This is a genomic window from Sphingobium sp. YBL2 (assembly GCF_000943805.1).
GTDB lineage: Bacteria > Pseudomonadota > Alphaproteobacteria > Sphingomonadales > Sphingomonadaceae > Sphingobium > Sphingobium fuliginis.
In genome coordinates, this window is sequence record NZ_CP010954.1 from 1,213,530 (window position 1) to 1,236,934 (window position 23,405).

24 protein-coding genes are annotated in these 23,405 nt (G+C 64.7%); 6 read left to right on the forward strand and 18 right to left on the reverse strand.

The features are described from left to right. Nucleotides 1-5: 5 nt before the first annotated feature. Nucleotides 6-647 carry a TetR/AcrR family transcriptional regulator gene (locus tag TZ53_RS25575; RefSeq protein ID WP_025552035.1) on the reverse strand — a complete coding sequence of 214 codons (642 nt, stop codon included), beginning with the start codon at nt 645-647 and terminating at the stop codon, nt 6-8. A gap of 98 nt (nt 648-745) precedes the next feature. Here TZ53_RS25575 and TZ53_RS05730 point away from each other — a divergent pair, with 98 nt between their 5' ends. Continuing rightward, nucleotides 746-2,488 (forward strand): N-acyl-D-amino-acid deacylase family protein, encoded by a 1,743-nt coding sequence (locus TZ53_RS05730; protein WP_044660676.1) that lies wholly within the window; start codon nt 746-748, stop codon nt 2,486-2,488. A gap of 56 nt (nt 2,489-2,544) precedes the next feature. Here the strand turns inward: TZ53_RS05730 and TZ53_RS05735 are convergent, their stop codons facing one another. Further along, the gene (locus TZ53_RS05735) at nt 2,545-3,186 is read right to left on the reverse strand and encodes a TetR/AcrR family transcriptional regulator (protein ID WP_025552037.1); all 642 of its coding nucleotides are present in this window, start codon (nt 3,184-3,186) and stop codon (nt 2,545-2,547) included. A gap of 84 nt (nt 3,187-3,270) precedes the next feature. Between TZ53_RS05735 and TZ53_RS05740 the strand changes: the two genes are divergently transcribed. Together TZ53_RS05740 and TZ53_RS05745 are read left to right on the forward strand one after the other, a co-directional pair. Next, a complete protein-coding gene (locus TZ53_RS05740; protein ID WP_025552039.1) occupies nt 3,271-4,422 on the forward strand; it encodes a Gfo/Idh/MocA family protein in 1,152 nt (383 codons plus the stop codon). Nucleotides 4,423-4,491: 69 nt separating this feature from the next. Further along, nucleotides 4,492-5,493, forward strand: coding sequence for a hypothetical protein (locus TZ53_RS05745; RefSeq protein ID WP_025552041.1), 1,002 nt, complete (start codon nt 4,492-4,494; stop codon nt 5,491-5,493). 53 nt (nt 5,494-5,546) lie between these two features. On the opposite strand, the gene TZ53_RS05750 is transcribed toward TZ53_RS05745, so the two are convergent. Genes TZ53_RS05750 through TZ53_RS05770 form a run of 5 tightly spaced genes read right to left on the reverse strand, consistent with a single transcriptional unit; the run spans nt 5,547 to nt 10,196 of the window. Continuing rightward, nucleotides 5,547-6,857, reverse strand: coding sequence for a DUF1214 domain-containing protein (locus TZ53_RS05750; protein WP_229742576.1), 1,311 nt, complete (start codon nt 6,855-6,857; stop codon nt 5,547-5,549). Nucleotides 6,858-6,915: 58 nt separating this feature from the next. Further along, nucleotides 6,916-7,683: an SDR family NAD(P)-dependent oxidoreductase gene (locus tag TZ53_RS05755; RefSeq protein ID WP_044660677.1), complete on the reverse strand. Its 768-nt coding sequence runs from the start codon at nt 7,681-7,683 to the stop codon at nt 6,916-6,918. A gap of 28 nt (nt 7,684-7,711) precedes the next feature. Next, nucleotides 7,712-8,266 (reverse strand): nuclear transport factor 2 family protein, encoded by a 555-nt coding sequence (locus TZ53_RS05760; RefSeq protein WP_025548373.1) that lies wholly within the window; start codon nt 8,264-8,266, stop codon nt 7,712-7,714. Beyond that, the gene (locus tag TZ53_RS05765) at nt 8,263-9,393 is read right to left on the reverse strand and encodes an NADH:flavin oxidoreductase (RefSeq protein ID WP_025548375.1); all 1,131 of its coding nucleotides are present in this window, start codon (nt 9,391-9,393) and stop codon (nt 8,263-8,265) included. Before TZ53_RS05765 ends, TZ53_RS05760 begins: the two co-directional genes overlap by 4 nt. Next, a complete protein-coding gene (locus TZ53_RS05770) occupies nt 9,393-10,196 on the reverse strand; it encodes an enoyl-CoA hydratase/isomerase family protein (protein ID WP_025548377.1) in 804 nt (267 codons plus the stop codon). Before TZ53_RS05770 ends, TZ53_RS05765 begins: the two co-directional genes overlap by 1 nt. Nucleotides 10,197-10,379: 183 nt before the next feature. Here TZ53_RS05770 and TZ53_RS05775 point away from each other — a divergent pair, with 183 nt between their 5' ends. Next, nucleotides 10,380-11,609 carry a CaiB/BaiF CoA transferase family protein gene (locus TZ53_RS05775; protein WP_025548378.1) on the forward strand — a complete coding sequence of 410 codons (1,230 nt, stop codon included), beginning with the start codon at nt 10,380-10,382 and terminating at the stop codon, nt 11,607-11,609. 65 nt (nt 11,610-11,674) lie between these two features. Here TZ53_RS05775 and TZ53_RS05780 read toward each other — a convergent pair whose 3' ends face one another. Both TZ53_RS05780 and TZ53_RS05785 read right to left on the reverse strand, forming a co-directional pair. Next, nucleotides 11,675-12,841, reverse strand: a complete 1,167-nt coding sequence (locus tag TZ53_RS05780; RefSeq protein ID WP_044662880.1) for a sulfotransferase family protein — start codon at nt 12,839-12,841, stop codon at nt 11,675-11,677. After that, nucleotides 12,841-13,854, reverse strand: a complete 1,014-nt coding sequence (locus TZ53_RS05785) for an alcohol dehydrogenase catalytic domain-containing protein (RefSeq protein ID WP_025548381.1) — start codon at nt 13,852-13,854, stop codon at nt 12,841-12,843. Before TZ53_RS05785 ends, TZ53_RS05780 begins: the two co-directional genes overlap by 1 nt. A 214-nt stretch (nt 13,855-14,068) precedes the next feature. Between TZ53_RS05785 and TZ53_RS05790 the strand changes: the two genes are divergently transcribed. Next, on the forward strand, nt 14,069-14,389 hold the full coding sequence (locus tag TZ53_RS05790; protein ID WP_044662881.1) for a 2Fe-2S iron-sulfur cluster-binding protein: 321 nt from the start codon (nt 14,069-14,071) through the stop codon (nt 14,387-14,389). A gap of 28 nt (nt 14,390-14,417) precedes the next feature. On the opposite strand, the gene TZ53_RS05795 is transcribed toward TZ53_RS05790, so the two are convergent. From TZ53_RS05795 to TZ53_RS05835, 9 genes are all read right to left on the reverse strand, one after another. After that, a complete protein-coding gene (locus TZ53_RS05795) occupies nt 14,418-15,215 on the reverse strand; it encodes a sugar phosphate isomerase/epimerase family protein (protein WP_025548384.1) in 798 nt (265 codons plus the stop codon). Between the two features lie 11 nt (nt 15,216-15,226). Next, nucleotides 15,227-16,318: a CaiB/BaiF CoA transferase family protein gene (locus tag TZ53_RS05800; protein WP_025548385.1), complete on the reverse strand. Its 1,092-nt coding sequence runs from the start codon at nt 16,316-16,318 to the stop codon at nt 15,227-15,229. Nucleotides 16,319-16,321: 3 nt separating this feature from the next. Then, on the reverse strand, nt 16,322-17,803 hold the full coding sequence (locus tag TZ53_RS05805) for an AMP-binding protein (protein WP_044660678.1): 1,482 nt from the start codon (nt 17,801-17,803) through the stop codon (nt 16,322-16,324). After that, nucleotides 17,800-18,900, reverse strand: coding sequence for a hypothetical protein (locus TZ53_RS05810; protein WP_226870233.1), 1,101 nt, complete (start codon nt 18,898-18,900; stop codon nt 17,800-17,802). Before TZ53_RS05810 ends, TZ53_RS05805 begins: the two co-directional genes overlap by 4 nt. After that, a complete protein-coding gene (locus TZ53_RS05815; protein ID WP_044660679.1) occupies nt 18,818-19,375 on the reverse strand; it encodes a UGSC family (seleno)protein in 558 nt (185 codons plus the stop codon). The genes TZ53_RS05810 and TZ53_RS05815 overlap by 83 nt, the downstream gene beginning before the upstream one ends. Nucleotides 19,376-19,431: 56 nt before the next feature. Continuing rightward, the gene (locus TZ53_RS05820; protein ID WP_084694321.1) at nt 19,432-20,166 is read right to left on the reverse strand and encodes an SMP-30/gluconolactonase/LRE family protein; all 735 of its coding nucleotides are present in this window, start codon (nt 20,164-20,166) and stop codon (nt 19,432-19,434) included. Nucleotides 20,167-20,176: 10 nt separating this feature from the next. Then, nucleotides 20,177-20,944, reverse strand: a complete 768-nt coding sequence (locus tag TZ53_RS05825; RefSeq protein WP_172668301.1) for an SMP-30/gluconolactonase/LRE family protein — start codon at nt 20,942-20,944, stop codon at nt 20,177-20,179. A gap of 111 nt (nt 20,945-21,055) precedes the next feature. After that, nucleotides 21,056-21,982 (reverse strand): SDR family NAD(P)-dependent oxidoreductase, encoded by a 927-nt coding sequence (locus TZ53_RS05830; RefSeq protein WP_025548394.1) that lies wholly within the window; start codon nt 21,980-21,982, stop codon nt 21,056-21,058. A 194-nt stretch (nt 21,983-22,176) separates the two neighbouring features. Then, the gene (locus tag TZ53_RS05835; RefSeq protein WP_082718674.1) at nt 22,177-22,887 is read right to left on the reverse strand and encodes a GntR family transcriptional regulator; all 711 of its coding nucleotides are present in this window, start codon (nt 22,885-22,887) and stop codon (nt 22,177-22,179) included. Nucleotides 22,888-23,071: 184 nt separating this feature from the next. Here TZ53_RS05835 and TZ53_RS05840 point away from each other — a divergent pair, with 184 nt between their 5' ends. Beyond that, entirely contained in the window at nt 23,072-23,347 is a 276-nt protein-coding gene (locus tag TZ53_RS05840; protein ID WP_044660681.1) for a hypothetical protein, read from the forward strand. The last annotated feature ends 58 nt before the right edge of the window (nt 23,348-23,405 follow it).

A 23,405-nucleotide genomic window follows, 5' to 3' on the forward strand; every position in this document is an offset into this window, starting at 1 on the left:
GTAACTCAAAGCTGTTTGGGTTCGCTCGCCTTGAAAAGCATGCGCGCCAGAACGCTTTCCTCGACGTCCGGGTCCGGTCCGCCCTCGGGAAAGAACCAGTCGCCCAGCAGGACCGATCCGGCCAGCATGCCGAATCCATAGCGGACCATCAGTTCCGGCGGCACGTCGAATTCCAGCCCCGCCTGCTCATATTGCGATCGCATGCGGGCGACGGCGCGCGTGAAATAGTCGTCCAGACCATGAATGGCCGCCGCATCCACGTCCCCCCTGGACTTGACCATCGCCAGCAACAGATCGGCATGGTCGCGCAGAAAGGGATACAGCGCCTGGACGAAGCGCATGCTGCGTTCCTCACGGTCGGGCGGCAGCGTGTCGCTGTAGTCCAGGAATTCGCGGAAACGGGCATTGAACGGCTCGGTCACCGCTTCGGTGAACAAAGCCTCCTTGCTGCCGAAATTGTTGAAGATCAAAGGCTCCGCCACCTCCGCGCGGGCAGCGATATGGCGCGTCGTCGCGCCGGCAAAGCCCCGCTCCGCGAAGACCGCGCGGGCAGCGTCGAGAATGAGCGCCCGAATTTCCGCCGTCGACCGCCGGGCGCGGCGACGAGGAACGGCAACGTCCTGGGGGCGATCGGAAATATCATGCATGCGTCACTAGGCCATTGTCCTGTCTTCATCGATGCTATAAATAGCACATACTATTTATCTACGCGACTCCATTGCGTGGCGATTCTGAAAGGAGAGGCATGAGCAGTCAATTCGACGTGGTGATCCGCGGTGGCACGATCGTGGACGGCACCGGCGCCCAGCCCTATGTCGCGGATGTCGGCGTGAAGGACGGCGTGATCGCTGAAATCGGCAGGATCGAGGCTTCGGCTCCGGAGGAAATCGATGCGCGCGGCCTGACGGTGACGCCCGGCTTCGTCGATGTCCACACCCATTATGACGGCCAGATCACCTGGGAAAACCGCATGGCTCCTTCGTCCAATCACGGCGTCACCACCGTCGTCATGGGCAATTGCGGCGTCGGCTTCGCGCCGGTGCGGGACGGCGATCATCAATTGATGATCAAGCTGATGGAGGGGGTCGAGGATATTCCCGAAGTCGTCATGGCCGAAGGCGTGCCGTTCAACTGGAACAGCTTCCCCGACTATCTCGACGCGCTGGACCAGCGCGTGTCCGACGTCGATTTCGCCGCGCAAATCCCCCACAGCCCCTTGCGCGTCTTCGTCATGGGTGAGCGTGGCGCCAATCTGGAGCCTCCAACGCTGGAGGATCTGGTCGAAATGCGCCGCTGCGTCAGCGAGGCAGTGAAGGCCGGTGCGCTGGGCGTCGCCAGTTCGCGCAATCTGTTCCACCGTTTCCGTTCCGGCGAACTCGCGCCTTCGGTCACGACGGAACTGGACGAGGTATTGGCCCTGGCCGAGGGCCTGAAGGATGCGGGCGCTGGCACGTTCCAGTGCAACCCCAATCTCGACAATGATGCCGAGGTGGAACTGAAGATTTTCCGCACCATCGCCCAGCAGGCGGGCGTTCCCGTGACATTCAGCCTGATCGCCATGCCGACGCGGCCGGACAATTGGGGCCGCTATGTCGAAGGCGTGCGCCAGGCGGCGGCTGATGGCCTGACCATCCGTTGCCAGTTCATGCCGCGTCCGATGGGCGTCATGTACGGGCTGGAGCTCAGCTACCACCCCTTCTCGCTCAACCCCAGCTTCCGCCCGCTCGCCCAACTGCCGCTGGAGGAAAAGGTGGCGCAGATGCGCGATCCGGAACTGCGCGCGCGCCTGATCGCGGAGGAGCCGGACGATCCGAACCCCGCCTTCGTCGGGCTGATCAAGTCGATCAAAGCGCTGTTCCGCATCAGCGATCCGGCCGATTACAATTTCGCGGCCGAGGACAGCATCCAGGCGGAAGCGGCGCGTCGCGGCGTCGATCCGCGCGAAATGATCTACGACGCGCTGCTGGAGGATGACGGCCGGGCGATCCTCTGTTCCTATTCGTCCGACGTGCCTGAATATCTCGCCCAGAGCCGCGACCTCATCGGGCAGGACAATATGATCGTCGCGCTGGGCGATGGCGGGGCGCATTACGGCATGATCTGCGACGCGGCCTATACCACCTATCTGCTGACCGGGCGGCTGGGCCGGGACGGTCTGGACCTGCCGACCGCGATCAAGGCGTTGACCAGCCAGCCCGCAAACTCCGTGGGCCTGTGCGATCGCGGCGTGCTGGGCGTGGGTTATAAGGCGGACATCAATGTCCTCGACATCCCCAACATGATCCTGCACCGGCCGCAGGTGATCGCGGACCTGCCGGCGGGCGGCAAGCGCCTGTCGCAAAAGTCGAAGGGCTATGTCGCGACCCTCGTCAGCGGCGCCGTGACCTACCGCAATGGCGAAGCGACCGACGCGCTTCCGGGCCGGCTGGTGCGCGGCGTCCGTGGCGCTCCGGCAGCCGCGCAGGTGAGGCAGCATGAAGTCGCCTGATAGGGCGTGTCCGCGCGGATAAGGGGCGCGCGGGCCTCCTGAAGACCGGCACGGTCCTATCCGTGCCGGTCTTTTTCATGGCGGAACAGCGGCCGCAGCAATGCGACCGCTGAGGCGATCCGTTTTCCCGTCTCCTGTTCGGAGCATTGCAGCAGACCGTCATGGCCGCCGGTCACGAGCGCGCCGAATTGCCGCGCCAGCAAAGCCGGATCATGGCTGGCAAGTCGCCCCTCCCGCGCCAGCCCCTCCAGCCAGACGACGAGCGGCGCGGCCACGTCGCGGCTCTCGAGCAATATCTGCTCCGCCAGTTCGGGAAATCGAGGCGCTTCGAAAATGACCAGGCGAAGGAAGCGGTCGGCGGCAGGGTCGGCGGTCGCTTCGGCAATCGCGACGGCAAAATCGGCCAGCACATCGTCCGGCTCACGCCCCTCTGTCGCGACCGCCGCGAAACGATAGGCCGGGACGCGGCAGGCATAGCTGCATATCGCACGGAACAACGTCGGCTTGTCGGGGTAGCGGGCGTAGAGCGTCGTCTTGCTGATGCGGGCGCGGCGCGCCACCTCCGCCATCGTTACGCCGGCAAAGCCATGCTGTTCGAACAGTGCCGCAGCGACCTCCATGACGGCCTGCTCGCGCGCCTGGGTCTCGTCCGCCGTGGGACGCCCCCGCCGCCGTCGGGCCTGGTGCCCAATCATCATATTCCTGATCCCCTTCCCGCTTGCGCGGGCTGCTTTTTAATTGGACACATAGGTTCAATTAAATCAAGGCGAAGGGGCAAGGCAATGGCGGATACGCTCAAGGTGGGGATCATCAGCGCCAACTGGAGCCTCAAGGTCCACGGCGCGGCCTGGCGGCGGATCGAGGGCGTGGAAGTCGCCGCCATCTGCACCTCTCGCCAGGAAACGGCGGAAAGGGCGGCGCGGGAATATGACATTCCCAAAGCCTATTGGAACCATGAGGAGATGTCGGCCGATCCGGACCTGCACATCATCGATGTCGGCACACGGCCATCCTTCCGTTTTCCTATGGTCATGGCGGCGCTGAAGAACGGCAAGCATGTCTATGACGCCCTGCCCTTCGCGGTCAGCCTTTCCGATGCCGAAGCGATGCGCGACGCGCAGCGGGCCGCTGGCGTCGTCGGCGTCGTGGACGCGCAATTCCGCTGGTCGCCGCATGCGCAGAAGATGAAGCGCATGATCGATGAAGGCTTCATCGGCCGCCCGCTGGGCTTCAATGTCCAGCTCATGCTGCCGCTGATCGTCGCCAACGACAAGGCCTATGCCTATTGCGCCTATTCGGAACATACCGACCCCTATTATTGGCTGGCGGAAAAGAGCAGCGGCGGCAGCGCGTGGCGGAATTTCGCCACCCATTCGCTGCTGTTCCTGACGCATCTGATCGGCCCGGTGGCGGAGGCGACCGGCATGTTGACGACCGGCGTGCCCGAATGGTTCCTGCCCAATGGCGAAGTGCTCCGGCCGGAGACGCACGATCTGGGCAGCGCGGTGCTGCGCATGGAGAATGGCGCCATCGGCAGCCTGCAGGCGGGCTGGTGCGTGCCCGACACCGAAGGCTGGCGGGTGGAGGTCTGGGGCGACAGGGGCCGGCTGCTGCTGGTCGACGACAGCTTCGGCAATTTCCCCTCGGCAAAGCTCTATGCCGGCGATGCGCGGTTGTTGACCTATGGCCAGCGCACCTGCGAAGAGGTGACGGTGGACGACTATTATGCCGTTCCCGGCGTCGCGGGCGCCACGGCGGAGCCTCGTCCCTTCGCCGCGATGGACTGGATGTTCCGGCATATGGTCGATGCCATCCGCAACGGGACGGAAGGATCGCCCAGCTTCACCGAGGCGGCAGCCGTGCATCGGGTGGTCGAGGCGGTCGAGCGCGCCAATGCTGAGAGGCGCTGGATCGCCATGATGGACATGGGCTGAACCGGCGCGATCCAATAAACGAAACGATCCGCCTGCCCGGCCAGGGGATATTTGCAGGGAGAGAAGCATATGCTGAGAGTGCATAAGCGCATTGATGTCACTACGGCCGCCCCAAAATTGGGAGACGGGATCGAAATGGCCGTCACGCTGACATTGCCCGATCCGTCCGCGATGCCGGACCGGCCCGTCGCGATCTTCGCCTGTCCGGGCGGCGGATATTCGCGCCATTATTTCATGATGCGCTTCGAGGGTCATGAAGGCTATGACGAGGCGGAATGGCAAGCGCGGCACGGCCTGATCCATGTCGCCATTGACCATGTGGGCGTCGGGGAAAGCAGCATCCCGGACCTCTCCAGCATCGATTTCCAGACGATGGCGGCGACCCATGACGCCTGCGTACGGCAGGTTGCCGCTTCCCTGCGCGACGGCACGGCGGCGGAGGGTTTTCCCGGCTTGCCGTCGCTCTTTCTGGTGGGCATGGGGCAGTCCATGGGCGGCGGTGTCAGCATATTGACGCAGGGCCGCTTCGCCACCTTCGACGCGATTGCGCCTTTCGGCGTCAGCGCGATCCACACCGCCTTGCCCCAGCGCGACAAGGCCGCTTTCGAACATGGCATGCGCCGCTTCGACAAGGTGGCGAGTGGGGAAGTCACAAGCCATCTGGACCACGACCATGAGGGGGTCGATTATGTCTACCCCTTCCACTGGGAAGATGTGCCCGCCGACATATTGGAAGAGGATATGAAGGGCGGATACCCGATCCGGCAGACCGCTCCGATATTCGGCAGCCTCACCATCCCGCATTGCGCGGTGCGGATGATGCTGCCCGGCGTCTTCGCGGAAGATGCGGCGCGTGTCGCGGTGCCGGTGCTGGTCGGGGATGGCGAGCGGGATACCTGCCCCGAGCCTTATCGCGAGCCGTCGGCCTATTCCACTTCCCGCGACGTCTCCCTCTTCATCGTGCCGCGCATGGCGCACATGCACAATTTCGCTTCCACCCGCGCCATATTGTGGCAGCGCCTCAATGACTGGTCGCGCATGGTCGCCGCTGCGGAAGACGGCCTGCACTGAAACATGCGATAGGCCCCGGCATCCCCCTGCGCCGGGGATGCCGGAAGAATATCCTACCAGCGCCTGCGCATCTGGAGCCCCAGATTGCGCTTGCGCAGGGCAGCCTCCCGCTCGTCCGGCGTCACCTTCGGCGTGTCGGCGGGCAGGTGGCTGGCGATTTCGGAAAGCGGCACTTTCCTGATCGTCGGCATCGGATAGCTGTCCGCGCCATGCCAGCGCCCCACCAGCATGCCCCGCCTGTGACCGCCGCTGTCGAGCCAATTGGCGACGCCCGGGTCTTCCAACGCGATCACGGCGCGGAACTTGCCGTCGCGGTCCAGCTTCGCCTGCATCGCGTTCAGGCTGCTCTGGCGATAGCCGAACTCTATCTGGTTCCAGAGTTCGTCGTTAAGCTGCACATTCCAATATTTGCAGTTCTCCGGCAATTCCGTCTCGATGATCAGCGCCTCGCCCGGCTGATAGTCATAGATGCACCGGAAATATTTTTGCGGCCATTCGCCGCTGTTTCCCAGATCTTCGAAGCCCGACAATTCCATGACGTTCAGGCCAAGATCATGGATGACCTTGTTCTGATAGCCGATGCAGATGCGCGAGAAACGCTCGACGAAACCGCCCATGATCGCGTCGAGCCGCGCCGCGATCTGTTCCTGCGTCAGACGGGGTTTCAGCGGCGGTTTGTCCAGCCGTTCGATGGCGAAGCGCGCATCCACGTCGACGCCCCAGTCATAGGCGAACTGGCGGATCATGATGTCGCCCGCCTGAGGATCGAGATAACGCCAGTCGCCAGTCCAGTCCTTTGGCCTTTCCGCGCTGAATATCACCTCGAAATAGCCGTCCTTGCCCAGCGTCAGGCCATCGGCATCATAATTGTTGAAGCCGGGTTTGGGGTCTTGCGTGCCGAACATGCCGCCGCCGACGGCGAAACCCATCACCTTGTTGGTGCCGCGATAGCCGCTGATCTTGTAGACGCCGTCGCCGCTGACCGGCGCGATATGATAAATGGCGTCAGGATTGGGTTGCAGCAGGAAGATGCTGTTTTCGAACGGCATCCAGTCGGGATGTTCAGGCGTGGACTGGAAATACCAGACATAGGATTGCGCGATGTTCATCACCAGTTGGCGATAAAGCTCGGCGCGGATCTGGCCATCCTCGGGAAAGCCGGTCATGGCGTTGAGCGCCCCTGCCGGTTTCAACAGGTCGGCATAGGCGCTCCAGTCCCTGAGCGCGGCGGCAGGCGCGGCGCTGCTGTTCATGGCCGCGCCCGATGCGGATGCCGGCAGCAGGCCGCCGACCGTTGTGCAGAGCGCGGCGCCCAGAAGGCCCCGGCGTGACAGTGCAAAGTCCTTCGCGTCCTCATCCGGCACTCTCCTTCTCCATATCGTCATTTCCTCGGGCGGCCGGGCGCCGCCCGACGGGCTGATGTCAGCTTCCGTGCCTGCGTCCGCCCGACACTTCGATCCCGCGCCCGGTGATCATCGATGCCTCATCGCTCGACAGGAAGAGCACCGCATTGGCGATTTCGCGGGGATCGACCGCGCGGCGGATCACCTGATTCTCGCCCGCAATCTCCGCCTGCTCCTCGGCGGTGAACATGGATGCGATCTGCGGCGTCGCGGTCAACCCCGGAAGCACGCTGTTCACGCGGATATTGTCGTCCGCATAGGCGCAGCTCGCATGATGGCTGAGATGGATGACCCCCGCCTTGGCCGCGGCATAGGAACAGGGCGCGGACGGCGTGTAGAGCCGCGCCGCCATGGACGCGGTATTGACGATGGTGCCGCCACCATTGGCCTTCATCATCGGGATTTCATATTTCATCGCCAGGAAGGTGCTGGTCAGCGAAATGCTGATCGTCCAGTTCCAATCCTCCAGGCTCATCTCCTCGATGCTGCCGGGGCGCGACATGCCGATATTGTTGAAGGCGTGGGCGATAGGACCATGCGCCTCGTTGGCGGCGGCGATCGCGGCCTTCACCGACGCCTCGTCCGTGGCGTCGGTGGCGACGAACAGGGCGGTGCCGCCCTTGGCCCGGATGGCGTCGCGCACGGCTTCGCCCCTGGCCGGGTCCAGTTCGGCAATCGCCACCTTCGCGCCTTCCTCGGCAAAGGCATGCGCCGTCGCTTCACCGATGCCCGATCCGGCGCCGGTGATGAAAACCGATCGCCCCTCGAAACGCCGCCTGTCGCCCATCCTGAATCTCCTGCCGATTGTTTATCCGTCAATGTGCCGGCCGGTCGGTCAGGCGGTCGATGTCCTGCCCGTCCATGTCCGCCCAGAAACGCGCCCAACTGTCGAAATCCTGGGGAAGATCAGGCGGATTGTCATGCCCGGCCCAACCGGTGAAGGGGGCCGCCGGTCGTTCCTGCCAATCGGCCGAATACCAGTGCTTTTCCCGTCGCCGGACGAAAAACCACTCGCCATCCCGCCGTTCATAGCTGTCGAAATAGGCGATCGCCATGACCACCCATTTGCCCTGGTCCTCATGCTCGGCGCGGCAATAGACCACGCCATGCGCATGATCGGCATCGTCAAATTCGACCCGGTGCCCGCAAATCTGGTGGACGGACCGATAGAAAGTCCTGACCGCGGGCGTGATGATGGATTTGAGCACATCGCGCCCGCTGCCGCGCGCCCCACAATAGACATCAGGGATGAACAGATCGACCCAGGCGTCCATATCCCGGCTGTCCACCGCAATCGCGTAACGGATCGGAAGCTGCTGGATCGCCGCCAGCGATTCCAGCCGGTCGATCCGCGCCTCCAGTTCGTTCATGCCAGCCGCTCCAGATTGGCGGGGTCGAATGGCAGGAAGGGTTCGTCCCGCTTCGCCTTGCCGAACCAGTCCGGGTCGTTGAGGATCGCCCGGCCGACACCGACCAGATCGAACTCGCCCTTTTCGAACCGTTCGATCAGCAGCGGCAGATTGTTCACCGACTGCTGGCTGTCGTCGATATGCCTGGCCTTGCCCTTGGCCTTGTCCAGCGCGACGCCGCCCACGGTCATGGACGCCTTGCCGGTCAGCTTCTTCGCCCAGCCCGCCAGATTGAGCGGCGATCCGTCGAAAATCGGCGTGTCGAAATAGCGCTGGCTGGCATCGAACAGGTCGACCCCCGCATCGGCCAGCGGCCCGAGCAACGCGCCAAGGCCATCCGGCGTATCCGCCAGCATGGCGCGGTAATCCTGCATCTTGAATTGGGAAAAGCGCAGCACGATCGGCATATCCTCGCCAATCTCCGCCCGGATCGCCTTCACCACCGCCACGCCGAAGGCGGCGCGTTCGCCCCATCGGTCTTCGCGCCGGTTGGTATAGTCCCACAGGAAGCTGTCGATCAGATAGCCATGCGCGCCATGGATGGCGATGCCGTCCACGCCCAGCGCCACCGCATTGCGCGCCGCCTGGCGGTAGGCGGCGATGATGTCGGCAATATCGCTTTCGCTCATCGGCGGCACAGGCGCCAAGCTCTCCACCCGTCCCTCCTCGCGGAAGGAGATGATGCCGTCCGGCGGACCCCAGATGCCCGACGGCCGCATCGGATTGCCGGTGCCGGTGCCGGCATATTCGACATTCCACATCGGCCCCTGATGCCAGAGCTGGGGAATGATCCGCCCGCCCGCATCATGCACGACATCGACCAGCTTGCGCCAGCCGGCCAGGGCCTCGACCCCGTCGATGCGCGGTATGTCCGGATGATCGGCCGCCGCATAATGGGGCAACGCAACTCCCTCGGTCAGGATCGCGCCCAGGCCCGTTGCGGCGCGGCGGCCATAATAGCTCGCCACGTCATCGGTCGGCACGCCCAGCGGCGAGCGGTAACGGGTCATTGGCGCCATCACCACCCGGTTCGGCAGGGTCAGGCCACGCAGAGTTAGAGGGCTGAGCAGAGGATCGATCAGGCTCATCATTCCCCCCTGAACAGGGGTTTGCGCTTCTCGATGAAGGCGGCCCGCTTTTCGGCGGTGTCGGCGGTCGACTGACTCATGAAGATGGCGCGGTTCTCCATTTCGATCGCCGCTTCCAGGCTGGGCGCGTCGGCGTTGAACTGGAGCGAGCTTTTGGTGAGGGCGATGCCGATCGGGCTGTTGACCATCACCGCCTCCGCCAGCTTGAGCGCCTCCTCCATCAGCGCATCGTCGTCGACGCAGCGCAGGATGAGGCCGATCCGTTCGGCTTCCTCGGCCATCACGGCGCGGCCCGTCAACACCAGCTCGGCGGCGCGCTGCAATCCGACCAGGCGCGGCAGCAGGTAGGAAAAGCCCATTTCATGGCCCGTCCCCGCATTGTGGAAGGCGTTGACGAACTTGGCGGAGCGCGCCGCGATAGTCATGTCGGCGGCGATTGCGATCGGATAGCCTGCGCCCGCCGTCACGCCGTTCACCGCGCAGATCACAGGCTGCGGCAGGGCGCGCATCAGCAGCGGAATCTGGCCCAGCTTGGCCATGACGCGCTGCTGGAACTGCGCCCTGCCCAACCCTTCGGCCACCCAATCGGGCTTGCCCGCGCCGCGAATGTCATGACCCGCGCAGAAGCCGCGCCCCGCGCCCGTCAGCAGAACGACCCGCACGTCATGATCATAGCGCACGGCCTCCAGATGGCCGATCAGTTCGGCATACATGGCATAGGTCAGTGAATTGAGCGCATCGGGCCGGTTCAGCGTCAGTCGGCAGACGCCCTCTACCGGCATGTCGCGCAAGATGTCGCCCATCTGGCTCCCGTCCTTTTCTTTCATTCCGCGTGGCTGTGGACCATAGTCGACCAAAAGACGGGGGTCGCGGAACCCCTGACAGCCTTCCGCGCAGAGCATATCATGGTTGTGAACAGGCGTGCCCCGATCTTGTCATCATGCCTGCCGATGGCATGGGAAAAGGGTATTTCAGCAAGGTGATCCATGGCCAGACTGCCCCTTGAAAAGATCCGCGTGCTTGACCTGACCCGCGTGCTGGCGGGGCCGTTCGGATCGCAGGTGCTGGCTGACATGGGCGCCGACGTGATCAAGATCGAACGGCCGGTCGTGGGCGACGACGCCCGCATCTTCGGGGAGCCTTATCTGCGCGATGCGGAAGGCAGGCCGACGCGGGAAAACGCCTTCTACATGTCGGTCAACCGCAACAAGCGGTCGGTCGCGCTCAACATCGCCAGCGCCAGGGGGCAGGAACTGGTCCGCGAACTGGTCAAGTCCTGCGACGTGGTGATGGAGAATTACAAGGTCGGCGATCTCAAGCGCTACGGTCTCGACTATGAAAGCCTGAAGGCCGTCAATCCCCGCATCATCTATTGCTCGGTCACCGGCTATGGCCAGGACGGCCCGCTGGCGACCAAGCCCGGCTATGACGCGGTGTTTCAGGGCGAATGCGGCCTGATGAGCGTGACCGGCGTGCCGGAGGGCAAGCCGGGCGCCGGACCGATGAAGGTCGGCCCCAGCATCATCGACCTGTTCACCGGGCTGAACGTCGCCAATGCCATATTGGCCGCCCTCTATCATCGCGACGCGGCGGGCGGCGAGGGTCAGTATATCGACATCGCCCTGCTCGATTGCGGCGTGTCGGCGCTGTCCCATTATGCGCAAATCTACCTGACGTCAGGCGAAGTGCCGGTCCGGCGGGGCACGCAGGGCAATGGCGGCATGCCGACCAGCATGTTCCCGTGCAGCGACGGCGCGATCATGATCACGTCGGGCAACGACAAGCAATATATCGCGCTGTGCGACGCGGTCGGCCATCCTGAATTGAAGAACGATCCGCGCTTCTATACCAATGTCGAGCGGGTGAAGAATCGCGACGAGATCACCGAGGTGTTCAACGCGATCTTCCAGACGAACAGCGTCGATTACTGGCTGGAGAAGCTCGGGGCCGCCGGCATCCCCAGCGGGCCGATCAACGATCTGGAGCAGGTGTTCGCCTATCCGCAGGCGTTGCATCGGGGCCTGCGCGTGCGCGCTCCGCATCCGCTGAAGCCCGATCTGGACGTGATCCGCAGCCCGCTGAACTTCTCGGAAACGCCGATCACCGACTATCGCGCCCCGCCGATGCTGGGGGAACATACGCGCGACGTGCTGGCGCAGGAACTGGGGCTGGACGCGGCGGCGCTTGACGGGCTGGCCGAAGACGGGATCATCTGAAACAGATCGCGCGCGGGCCCATTTTTGAACGGGCCCCCCGCCCAGATCCCTCAGATGCAAATCCGTCAGATATAGCCGCGCCGGGCGCGATAGGCGGCGAAGCGTTCCTCCAGCCCTTCCCGCGTCAGGCCGAAATCCTCCGGCCTGTGCTTGGGCCCCTTGCTCGGCTTGTGAGGATGCGCGTCCAGCCAGGCTTGCATCGCGCCCTCCGTCTCGGCCGTCAGCGTCAGGCCTAGCTGGTCGTAGATGGAGCGGATTGACGCCATCTGATCGCGGGTGAAGTCGCGGAACTCGACGTCGATGAACGTCGCGTCGCTCTTTTCGCGCACCGACTCGGCGCGTTCCAATGCCTGCGCCCACATCTCCGCCTCGCGCCGCCCGACATCGGCGCGATCCGCCTTGTCGCCGCAAAAGGCCCGGCGCGCCGAGAAGATGAGATTGCTGACCGATGGCGTCGAATCCACCGGGTCGCGATGGGTCTGGATGATCTTCGCATCGGGAAAGACGTTCAGCACCTCCTGCAAGGAAAAGAGGTCCGTCGGGTTCTTGAGCAGCCAGCGGCGATCGTCCCCCGCGCCGATCAGACGCAGCACATCGGCCAGCCAGCGATAGCTGTCGGTGTCGTCGCGCCCGCGATACCAGCGGTCATAGCGGGGGGCGTCCCACATGGACGGCCACATGTTGCTGGCAAAGCTGGCGCCCAGGATGAACAGGGATTCCTCAATCCCCTCTGCCGTCATCATATGGTCGTCGGCCGATTCCGGCGACGCCGCCAGATAGGCGTCCAGCGACGCCTTCTCCGTCCGATATTCGGCAATACCGTCCCACGTCTCCCGCGGCGGGCGCGGCATGGGATAGACGGTCAGCCAATGTTCCGGCCCCTGGAACTGAGGGTCCAGCGACATCAGCAGGTGCAGCGCCGTCGTGCCCGAACGGACGAGACCGGCGATGATGATCGGCTCCCGGATCGGCTGCTCCAGCGCCTCCGGCCGTTCCCTCAACCCCTTGACCGCCAGGGCGCGGGTATCGAGCGACTGGCCGATGCGCCATGCGGTCGCCTGCACGCACGCGGGATCAAGGTCGAGCGCGCGGATGTCGGACAGCAGCAGGCCCAGCCCCTCGCGAAAGCCGGCGTCGCCAAAATCGTCAAGGCCCGTGCGCGCCGTCGAGGCAGCCAGCAGGGCGTCGAGGGTCAATATCCGCTGGTCCTGGACAATGGTTTCTGTGTTCATCAGGCCGCGCTCCACGGATCGACATGAATCTTGGTTTCGTTGGCCCCGGCGCGCAGTTGCTCGAACAGGTCGGGGAAGGCGTCCAGGCCGACCGTCCGCGACACCATCAGGCGCGGCTCGACGTGTCCGGCGTCCAGCGCATTGGCGCTATGTTCGAATTCCCTGAGATCATAGGCGAACGAGAATTTGATCGTGACCTGCTTCCATGTGGCGAGCGAAGGCAGGATCGGGTCGGGCGAGGTGCAGAAACCCAGCGAGACGACCGTTCCGCCGGGCGCGACCAGTTCGACCGCTTTCTGCGTCATGCCGACCGCGCCGACGCATTCCAGCACGATGTCGGGCATGCCGCCCAGCGCGGCCGAAACGCGTTCCGCTTCGCCTTCGCCCAGCGCCTCGAAGCTGTTCGCGCCCATCTGCAGCGCAAGATCGGCGCGCCGTGACGAACGGGAAATGGCCACGATCTTCCCCGCCCCCAGCAACCGCGCCCAATAGATGGCAGCGAGGCCGATGGACCCAGCGCCCAGCACCGCGACCTTCGCGCCCGGCGGCATCTGCGCGAGCCGTATGCCGCGCAGACCCACGGCGAGAGGCTCGATCAGAGCACCGTCAGCAGGCGTCAGCGTGTCGGGCAGCACGATAGAACTCGTCGCCGCGATCCGCATATATTCGCTAAAGCCGCCGACAAGACCCTGCATCTGCGCGCAAGCCATGGGATAACCGGCCAGGCAGGGGGCGCAGCGGCCGCAGCCCGCCACCGGCATGGCGGTGACGAACTGACCGACCTTGAGATTGTCTACGCCTTTGCCCAGTGCGACGACTTCCCCGCAATATTCATGGCCGATCACGCTGTCGACGGGGAAATCATTGCCATGGCCGGAGGTCATGTGGAGGTCCGTGCCGCATACGCCGCAGCGCGTGACCTTGATGACCGCTTCGCCCTCGCCGGGCTGGGGATCGTCTATGGTCTCCACGACCAGCGGTGTGCCCGCGCCCTTGAATAACGCTGCCCTCATCTCTCTCCTCCTTCTCCTACCGTGCCATTAAAGCTACTATTCAGTACCTAAAATGACAAAGCGGCGGCACTGGACCGGTCGGCCTGCGGCCGAACCTGCCCGTAGCGGCAAGAGGTGTGAAGATCGGCGGTGAGTGATCGCAAACATGATGTCCGGAACGGCCGGCGGCATAAGCGCTTTCCGATCGCGCCAAGCCGGTTCAAAGGGTATCACCATGGTCCATGTCACCTTCATCACACCTGCCGGGATCGCGACCACGCTGGACGGCGATGTCGGCCAGTCGGTGATGGACATCGGCAAGCGGGCGGGCGTCGAGAATATCATCGGGGAATGCGGCGGCAGCGCCGCCTGCGCGACCTGCCATGTTCATGTCGATCCCGCGTGGATCGATCGGGTCGGTCCTCCATCCGCCGACGAATGGGACATGCTCGACTTCGCCCATGGCAAGCGGGCGGATTCGCGCCTTTCCTGTCAGATCCGTCTGCGCGCGGCGCTGGATGGCCTTATCGTGCATACGCCGGAACGGCAGGGCTGAGGCGCAACGGCGCGCCCGGCAAGAAACGTCAACCCAGCGTCCTGAGCGCGGCGATGGCCGCCGCCTCCCCATCGATGTCCCGCAGCTTCGGCATCAGCTCCGCCTCGACAAGGCCGCCCCAGCCGATTGTCCGCAGCGCCGCCATGATCGGCGCAAAGTCGATCACGCCCGCACCGGGTTGAACGCGGCCTGGCATGTCAGCGATCTGCACAGCGGCGAGAATATCCGCCTGCGCCACAATCGCCGCCGCCATGTCCTCGCCGGCGCAATGGCAATGGCAGCTATCGAGGATCAGCCCCACGCCTGCCGACCGGGCGATAGCGCCGATGTCGGCCAGGCGCTCGACCAGGGCCAGGGGTACACGCTCCCGGCTGACCATCTCCACCGCCAGCGCCACGCCCCGCTCCGCCGCCAGCTTCGTGGCGGCAGCGAAATTCTCCGTCGCCCGCGCTAGCTGTTCCGCCAACGGTGCGCCGCAATCCAGCAGGACCGCGTTGATGCAGCCACCGCCCACATGCTCCGCTGCCGTGAGGCTGGACGCCATGGCCGCTTCCATATCGGTGATCGGCGCGCCCCAGAAGAAGGGCGGCTCCATCCCCAGAACATTATGGGTGAAGCTGCCCATCTCCATCCCATGATCCCGCAACGCCACACCCATGCGCCGCTGAACCTCCGGCGTGCGGGCTTTCAGACCATTGTCGGTGATGCCGGCAAAGCCCAGCCGAGCGGCGCAATTTATCTGAGCGACCGGATCGACCGAGCCGGCCGTTGCGGCCAGCAACGGCGCGTCGGGATCGGCTATGCCAAGATGCGCCGCATACCGCATGAGCTGCGCCGTCAGCTTCCGGCCCAGCGCTCAAGCGCGGCATCCGCATCCGTACCCAGGGGCGGGTTTACATCGCCAATCCTGCCCGGCGTCTCCGATAGGCGCGGCGCGGGCGCGGCCAATGCCAGATCGCCCAACGCTTCATCCGCCACATGGATCAGGCTCCCGCGAGCGCGCATATGAGGATCGGCCAGCATATCGTCCAGGCTGTTGACCGGCGTCACCGGAATACGCCGGGCGACGAGCTGCTCCACCAGCGCAGCCTGCGGCACGGTGGCGATCCAGGCGGCGACGCAGGCATCCTGGTCGTCCCCCTGCCCGCCCGCCAGCGCCAGCAGATCGGCGGCATGCCGAGCGGTGCTGGCGGAGATAGCGACGTATCTTTCGTCGGAGGTTCGATAGACGTTGCGCAGTACGCCGGGCAGTCGCGACCCGCAACGTTCGGGCGAGCGGCCGGGCTCCCATCTTTGCGCCGCATGGGCGACGATCTGCAATATCGGTTCGTAGAGGCTGGCGTCCACCTGTTGCCCCCGTCCGCTACGGTCGCGCCAATAAAGGGCAGAGAGCGTGCCGATCACCGCGCTCATCGCGCCCACGGCGTCACCCAAGGCTACGGAAGGGAGCATCGGCGGACCGTCTTCCGTCCCCGTCAGGAAGGTCAGGCCGCCAAAGCCTTCACCGATCGTGCCCGATCCCGGCCGGCCCCGATAAGGACCGGTGGCGCCGAAGCAGGACACGGAAAGCATGACAAGCCGGGGATTGACCGCCGACAGGACTTTCCAGCCGATGCCCCGCCTCTCCAGCACGGCGGCGGGATAATTTTCCACCAGCACGTCGGCTTGCGCCGCCAGCGCCTTGAGCCGGTCGATCCCCTCTTCCGAACGCAAGTCCAGCGCCAGGCAACGCTTCCCCCGCGCGACCAGCGGCCACATCTTGCTGTCGCGGAACAGGTCGCCCTCCGGCGGCTCGATCTTCAGCACATCGGCGCCGAAATCGGCCATGATCGTCGCCGCAAGCGGCGCGGCATAGAGCGACGCCATGTCGATGACCTTCAGCCCCGCCAGCGCGCCGGGCGGGATGGCGCCTTTCCCCGGTTCCTCCATCCGTCAATATGCTCCCGTTTCCCGCGCTTCGCCGGCCAGGAAACTTTCCCGCAGCCTGCGCTTCAAGATCTTTCCCGTTTCCTCGCGCGGCAAGCTGGCGCCGACGACCAGATGACGCGGAATCTTGTAGCCCGCGATGCGCCCGCGCAGGAACGCTGTCACCTCATCGGGGATCAGCGCCTCGTCGCTCTGGAGATACGCGACCAGCACTTCACCATATTCGGAGTCCGGCACGCCGAAGACAGCGCAATCGGATACCGCGGGATGCTCCAGCAAGGCAGCCTCCACCTCTGCCGGATAGATGTTGACCCCGCCGGACAACACCATGTCCGCGCGCCGGTCGCACAGAAACAGATAGCCTTCTTCGTCCAGCCAGCCCATGTCGCCGCAGGTAATAAGGCCGTCATATTCGACGGCGGCGCGCTTTTCCGGATCGCCGTGAAAAGTGAAATCGGGCGTGCCGTGGATGCGCAGGTAGACGTCGCCCGTCCGCCCCGCCTCTGTCCATTGGCCGTCTTCGCCACGAATACGGACTTCACCAGTCAGGACAGGTCGGCCGACGCTGCCGGGTCGAGCCAGCCATTCCCGAGGACTGATCTTCGTGACGACGCCGGTTTCGGTCGATCCATAGGTTTCATACAGGACCGGCCCCCACCAGTTCAGCATCGCCCTTTTTACTTCCGGCGCGCAGGGCGCGCCCGAATGGACGACGTGACGAAGGGTGGAGAGATCATATCGGCCCTTCACCTCTTCGGGGAGGCGCAGCAGCCTGACGAAAAGCGTGGGCACCAGCGCGCCATGGGTCACATGATGCTGCTCGATGAGCCGCAGGCAATCCTCCGGATCGAAGCGCTCCATCACCACCACCGTGCCCCCGGCGGCGAAAGTCGCCATCAGGATCGCCTGGCTGAAGAGATGATAGAGCGGTCCCGTCACCAGCGCGACATTGCCGGGCGCCGTGTCATGGATGACCGCCAGCACACGGGCGCGCTGCGCCGATTCCTCGCCTGTCGCGGGCAGGCGCCTGACCGCCTTGGGCTTGCCCGTGGTGCCCGACGTGTAGACCATGGAGGAACCGAGACCGTTGCCATGGCCCTCATGGGGTTCATGGGCAGCGATCCAGTCGTCATAATCCGGCTGCTCGCCCGAACCGCCGACGGCGATCACGCGCAGGCCTTCGGGAATATGGGCGCCCAGCCCGTCCAGCAGGTCGGCATGGCCGATCAGCAGCCGGGGCGTCGCGTCGCGCAGCACATAGCCGATCTCCGTCGGGTGCCAGTGCCAGTTGATCGGCACGCCATAGGCGTCGAGCCTGCGCACGGCCAGATTGGCTTCCAGCACGGCAAAGTCGTTGCGCAGCAACAGCGCCACCGCATCGCCCGCGCCGACGCCTGCCGCCGCCATCGCGCTCGCCAGCCGCGCCGCCCGGTCGAGCAGTTCGGCGCGTCCGCGAATGCGATCGCCGACGATCACATCGCCGCTCATGCCGTCTCGACGGGCCGGGTCACGGTGAGGCAGGTGCCCCAGCTATGCAGCATCGCGGCGTGCAGGCCGCCTTCCCCTCCCGCGACCATGACCAGCACATCATCGGGCGTCGGCACCAGATGCACGCGCCCGTCGGGCTTGATCCGACCCAAATTGCCGATGGGATCGCGATATTCGGGTCGGAACCAGTCGATCGGCAATGCGCATCTGTCCCAGATATAGGCCTGCACATCCTCGATCCTGGGATAGGCCTTCGCAATCACCTCCGCCCAGATCGGGTTGATGACGCACAAAGTCTCCGCAAAGGCCGAGGACGGCAGGAAGCCGTTTGCGCCCGGATAGGCCATGGATTTGGCGATCATGTCGAGGAAACCGTCGGCACTGTTCGCCACCACGTCGCAGATATTGGCCGTGCCCATCGCGCCGTAAACGGTGACGGCATCGCCTCCTACGCCGCGACGTTCAGCCAGCGGCGCCCAGGGAGAGCGCTCCTCCCATTCGCCAAAGACGATGCCGGCGACACGCCCCGGTGTGCCATAGACGCTTTGCGACGTCGAACCGATCGACTGGCCCGCCACATTGCGCATGATCAGACGGATCGCCCGGCCGATGGCCACCGCTCGACCGGCCACTCCGCCCAGGCAACCGGCCTGACAGGGAATGTCCAGCCGGTTGCGGATCGACCCGTTCACGATCATGGCGGGCACCACCGACCCGGTCGTGGCATTGAGGCCGGCCAGGTCGAACCTGGGGTCCGCCATCGCTTCTATCGCCGCGCACAGCAGCGGCATCGCGTCGCCCGTGCAGCCGGCCATAACCGCGTTGATCGCGATCTTCTCCACCGTGCATTCGGCGCGCAGCGGCGGCAGCACGGCGATCAACTCGTCCGGAAAGCGTCCGCCCGCGATCAGGAAGTCCTGCACCCGCTGCTGCGTCGGCGGGATCAGCGGCAGTCCGTCACCCCAGCCCTGAGCCATGGCGAAATCGTTGAAGGCGACGATGTCATCCTCGACCTCATGCCGCCGACTGCTCAGCCAGTCTGCTTCGCACCCCGAAATTCCGCAGGAACGATCGATAGTGGTTTCGTGCAATGTCATGGACCTGTTCTTTTGGAAGAATGTCGAGAGGATAGGGAAGGATGTGAAAGCGCAGGCCCGACCGGCCGCCCCGTTTCGCCAGATTATGGGCCAGCCCTTCGAAATGCGCGGTCGCCACCGCGATGGTCGGGATGCCGGCGGCTGCCGCGGTCAGTGCGTCCGCGATGGTCCAACTGGTGCAGGACCCGCAATTGCCCAGTCCGACGATGGCCATGTCGCTTTGCGCCAGTAGCGCGCCATAGTCGCGTTCGGCTTGCTCGCCCTCCCGGCCCGTGCGGCCGCAACTGCGCCAGAAGGTCACCTCGGCGCCTTCGGTCCGCAAGCCTTCGGCCCAGATCTCGCTGACCCAGTCCCAGCTACGCCACAGCATATCGATGCGGATGGCGATCTTCTTGCCCCTCAGGACGCCGGCATCCGGACCCGGCTCAGCCAGATCGTGCACCAGCGATGCAGTGGGATCGAGAATGATGGTCATGTCGTTACCTCCACCATCTTTTTGCATGTTGCATGCAAATTGTCAAATTGGGCATTTCAGAAGCGGTATTTTGGCTCCTCAATGCCCCGAACGCCCGTTTCGATCGCGAAGAGGCCACCGGCATGCCTGCCCAGGGGCTGATCGCCGGGAAGATGGCGGTGAGCGGCGGACGTCAGATAAAGCGTGGCCAGTTCCGGCCCGCCAAAGGCCACCTTGGTCGGTTGCAGAACCGGCACAGCAATCTCCCGGTCCAGCCGTCCGTCCGGCATATAGCGCGCCACCGCGCCCTTCATCAGCAGGCAGACCCAATAGCCACCCTCCGCATCCACTTCCGCCCCGTCGAAAATCCCGTCGCCGCGATCCCGCTCCGTGAAGACACGGCGGTTGGACGGCGTGCCGGTCACGATGTCATAGTCGAAGGCATAGACCCGCCCGGCGGGGGAATCCGCCAGATACATGATCCGCCCGTCGGGACTGAAGGCCATGCCGTTGCTGCACGTGATGTCTCCGATCACCTCGGCCAACCCGCCGCCGTCCAGCCGATAGACGGCGGCGCGGCCGGCCACCCCGGTCTGGAAATAGGAAAGGTCGACCGAACCGATCAGATAGCGACCCTGCCGGTCGCACCGGCCGTCATTGAAACGGTGGGTTTCGACGGGATAGGGCGGCGGCGCGGCGACCGGCGCCAACGTGCCGCTGGCCCGGTCGAAATCGAACAGGCCGGTACGCAGCGCCACGACAATCGGCTCGCCCGCGCCGCGCAGCGCAAAGCTGCTGACATGGGCGGGCATCTGCCAGCTTTCATTGCTCCCGCAGGCCGGATCGAAGGCATGGTTGCAGAACCGGCACAGCAATCTCCCGGTCCAGCCGTCCGTCCGGCATATAGCGCGCCACCGCGCCCTTCATCAGCAGGCAGACCCAATAGCCACCCTCCGCATCCACTTCCGCCCCGTCGAAAATCCCGTCGCCGCGATCCCGCTCCGTGAAGACACGGCGGTTGGACGGCGTGCCGGTCACGATGTCATAGTCGAAGGCATAGACCCGCCCGGCGGGGGAATCCGCCAGATACATGATCCGCCCGTCGGGACTGAAGGCCATGCCGTTGCTGCACGTGATGTCTCCGATCACCTCGGCCAACCCGCCGCCGTCCAGCCGATAGACGGCGGCGCGGCCGGCCACCCCGGTCTGGAAATAGGAAAGGTCGACCGAACCGATCAGATAGCGACCCTGCCGGTCGCACCGGCCGTCATTGAAACGGTGGGTTTCGACGGGATAGGGCGGCGGCGCGGCGACCGGCGCCAACGTGCCGCTGGCCCGGTCGAAATCGAACAGGCCGGTACGCAGCGCCACGACAATCGGCTCGCCCGCGCCGCGCAGCGCAAAGCTGCTGACATGGGCGGGCATCTGCCAGCTTTCATTGCTCCCGCAGGCCGGATCGAAGGCATTGAGCCGGTGCGCCTCCTGATCCACCCAGAACAGCTTCCGCTCCGCCACCGACCAGACCGGGGTTTCGCCCGATTCCGCCCTGATGTCCAGCACGCAGCGCGCCGGGGCGTTACCCTCCTGCATCTTCTTCTCCTTCATCCGGCGCCTGTCAGCTCATGGTGGTTATGCCGAACCCGCTTCCGTTGATGGCTGCGGCCTTTCTGCCAGGCAGCCATATCCTGTCGTTTCACCGCTTCAGAACAGGCCGGCCTTGCCGCCAGTCCAGGGAATGCGCGCAAAATAGCGCTCGGTCTGCGCCCAGAGCGTGGGAATCATGGTGGGTTTGCTCATGTCACGAATCAGGTCGATATTGGCGGCTATGCTTTCAGGGGTGATCGCCGGATCGAACGATCCGTCATTGTCGAAGATCGCCAGCCGCGCGACGCGCCCACCCCCGACGTTGAAGACTTCTCCGCCGAAGTCCAACTGCTCGCTACTGAGATAGGCGATCAGCGCCGACACCTTTTCCGGCTGGAAATGGGTGCGATACCAGCGCGCCAGATCTTCGTGCGACGTTTCCGTAAGGCGGGAGGCGCCCGTGGGGAAGATGCCGTTCACCAATATATTATGCGGCCGCCCGTCAAAGGCCGCATCATGGGTCAGCCCCAGCAGCCCGGCCTTGCCCGCTGCATAGGGCCCCAGATGTCCCGCGCCCAGAACCGCCGACGACATGACGTTGACGATGCGTCCGAAACCCTGACCGCGCATCAGCGGCCAGACCCGACGCAGCAGCATATAGGGACCGATGAAATTGGTCCGCAGCACGCCCTCTATCTCTTCATCGGTGAAGGCATCGGGATCACCGATCAGCGATCCGCCGGCATTATTGATCAGAATGTCGACCCGGCCGAAGGCGTCCAGCGCATGTTCGACGATGAGCCGGGCGGACTCGCCGGTGCCGACCATCTCGCCGTCCGCTTCCGCCTCACCTCCCGCAGCGCGGATTTCATCCACAACCGCTTGGGCATGGGAAATGGTGCCGGGCGTCAATGTGGACTGCGCGCCGCCATAGTCGTTGACGATCACCCTCGCCCCCCGCGCGGCGAGCAGAAGGGCATGAGCCCGGCCCATGCCCCGCCCCGCCCCCGTGACGATCGCGACCCGCCCGTCCAACCGAATCATCCCGCTTCCTCTCGCCTGTCCATATACATGCAACATGCAGAGGGGCGGCGTCGCCATATCCGCGTCCAAAACATCGCCTATCCATTATATGGCGGCGTCCCTTCGGCGGAGCGGCGGCAATAGTCCACATAGGGTGGCCCAGCGCCACGAGCGGGGCCACAACCGGGATCGGCCAATACAGACCGCTTGCAGCCTCAGTCCTGGCCGGCGGATTGCAACTGGAATGCGCGGGTGCGCTCGATATGCGCCCGCATATGCCGTTCGGCAGCGTCGGGATTGCCGGCTTCGATCGCGTCGATGATCGCCTTGTGATCCCGCAGCACGGCCCGTCCGCTCCAGCCACGGGCGCGAGAGAGCCGGCTGTTGAGCACCCGCAATTGCTGGTCGATCTGCACCAGTTGCCGCGCCAGCCGCATATTGCCCGCACCCTCGCGGATCATGCCGTGAAAGGCGGCGTCGAGTTCGACATGAGCAGCCAGATCGCTTTTCTCCACCACGATCTCATGCTGCGCGAACAACGCCCTGAGCCGGGCAACGCCTTCCGCATCCATGCGCTCGGCCGCACGGCGCACGGTCATGATCTCCAACCCTTCCCGAATGTCGAGCAGATCGAGAATGTCGGGCGTGCCGCCTGCGATCACCGCTACGCCGGTCCTGGCGCGGGGTTCGACCAGCCCTTCCCGCTCCAGCGCGATCAGTCCTTCGCGCGCAGGCGTACGGCTAACCCCCAATTGCCGCGCGATCTCCGGCACGCTCAAATGAGTGCCGGGGGCCAGTGCGCCTGAAAGTATGGCATTGCGCAGCCGTTCGGCAACCATTTCCGTCAGCGCCTCCGGCCGGGTCAGCGGTTCGAAATGCCCAGACGCCTCCAGCTCCCCGTCGGCATATTCATGTTCCTTCTGCATGCAAAGCTCCATGCTCCCAATCGCGGCTGGTTTCAACGCAAACCGGGCCGCCGTGCCAATTGCGGGCATGAGGATATGACCACGGCAATCTTCAGATAGGCGATGGCATGCTGAACGGATCGGATTCATTTTGTTTGCTGCCGGCCGGCATGATAGCGCGCGGGCAAACGATCATGAGGCATATATGAAGTATATTTTTGCTCTTGCGGCTGCCCTGTCCCTTTCCAGCCCGGCGGCCGCGCAGGACGCGCCCGTCATCAAGGCGCGCATGATGGTCAAGACGGCCGATGGCGTCCGCGTCGGCTTCATCGATCGCGTCAATGCAAATGCCGAGGGCGCCCCGACCTCCGTACAGATCATCTACAAGGGCCGCTTCGTGTCGATACCGGCGGCAACCCTGTCCAATGGGGAAAAGGGACTGGTCACCAGCCTGACCGCAGCCGACCTCAACAAGCTCTGACCGGGGCGGAAAATGGCATGGCGCATCATGCGCGTCATGCCATTGCGTTCGGCATCTT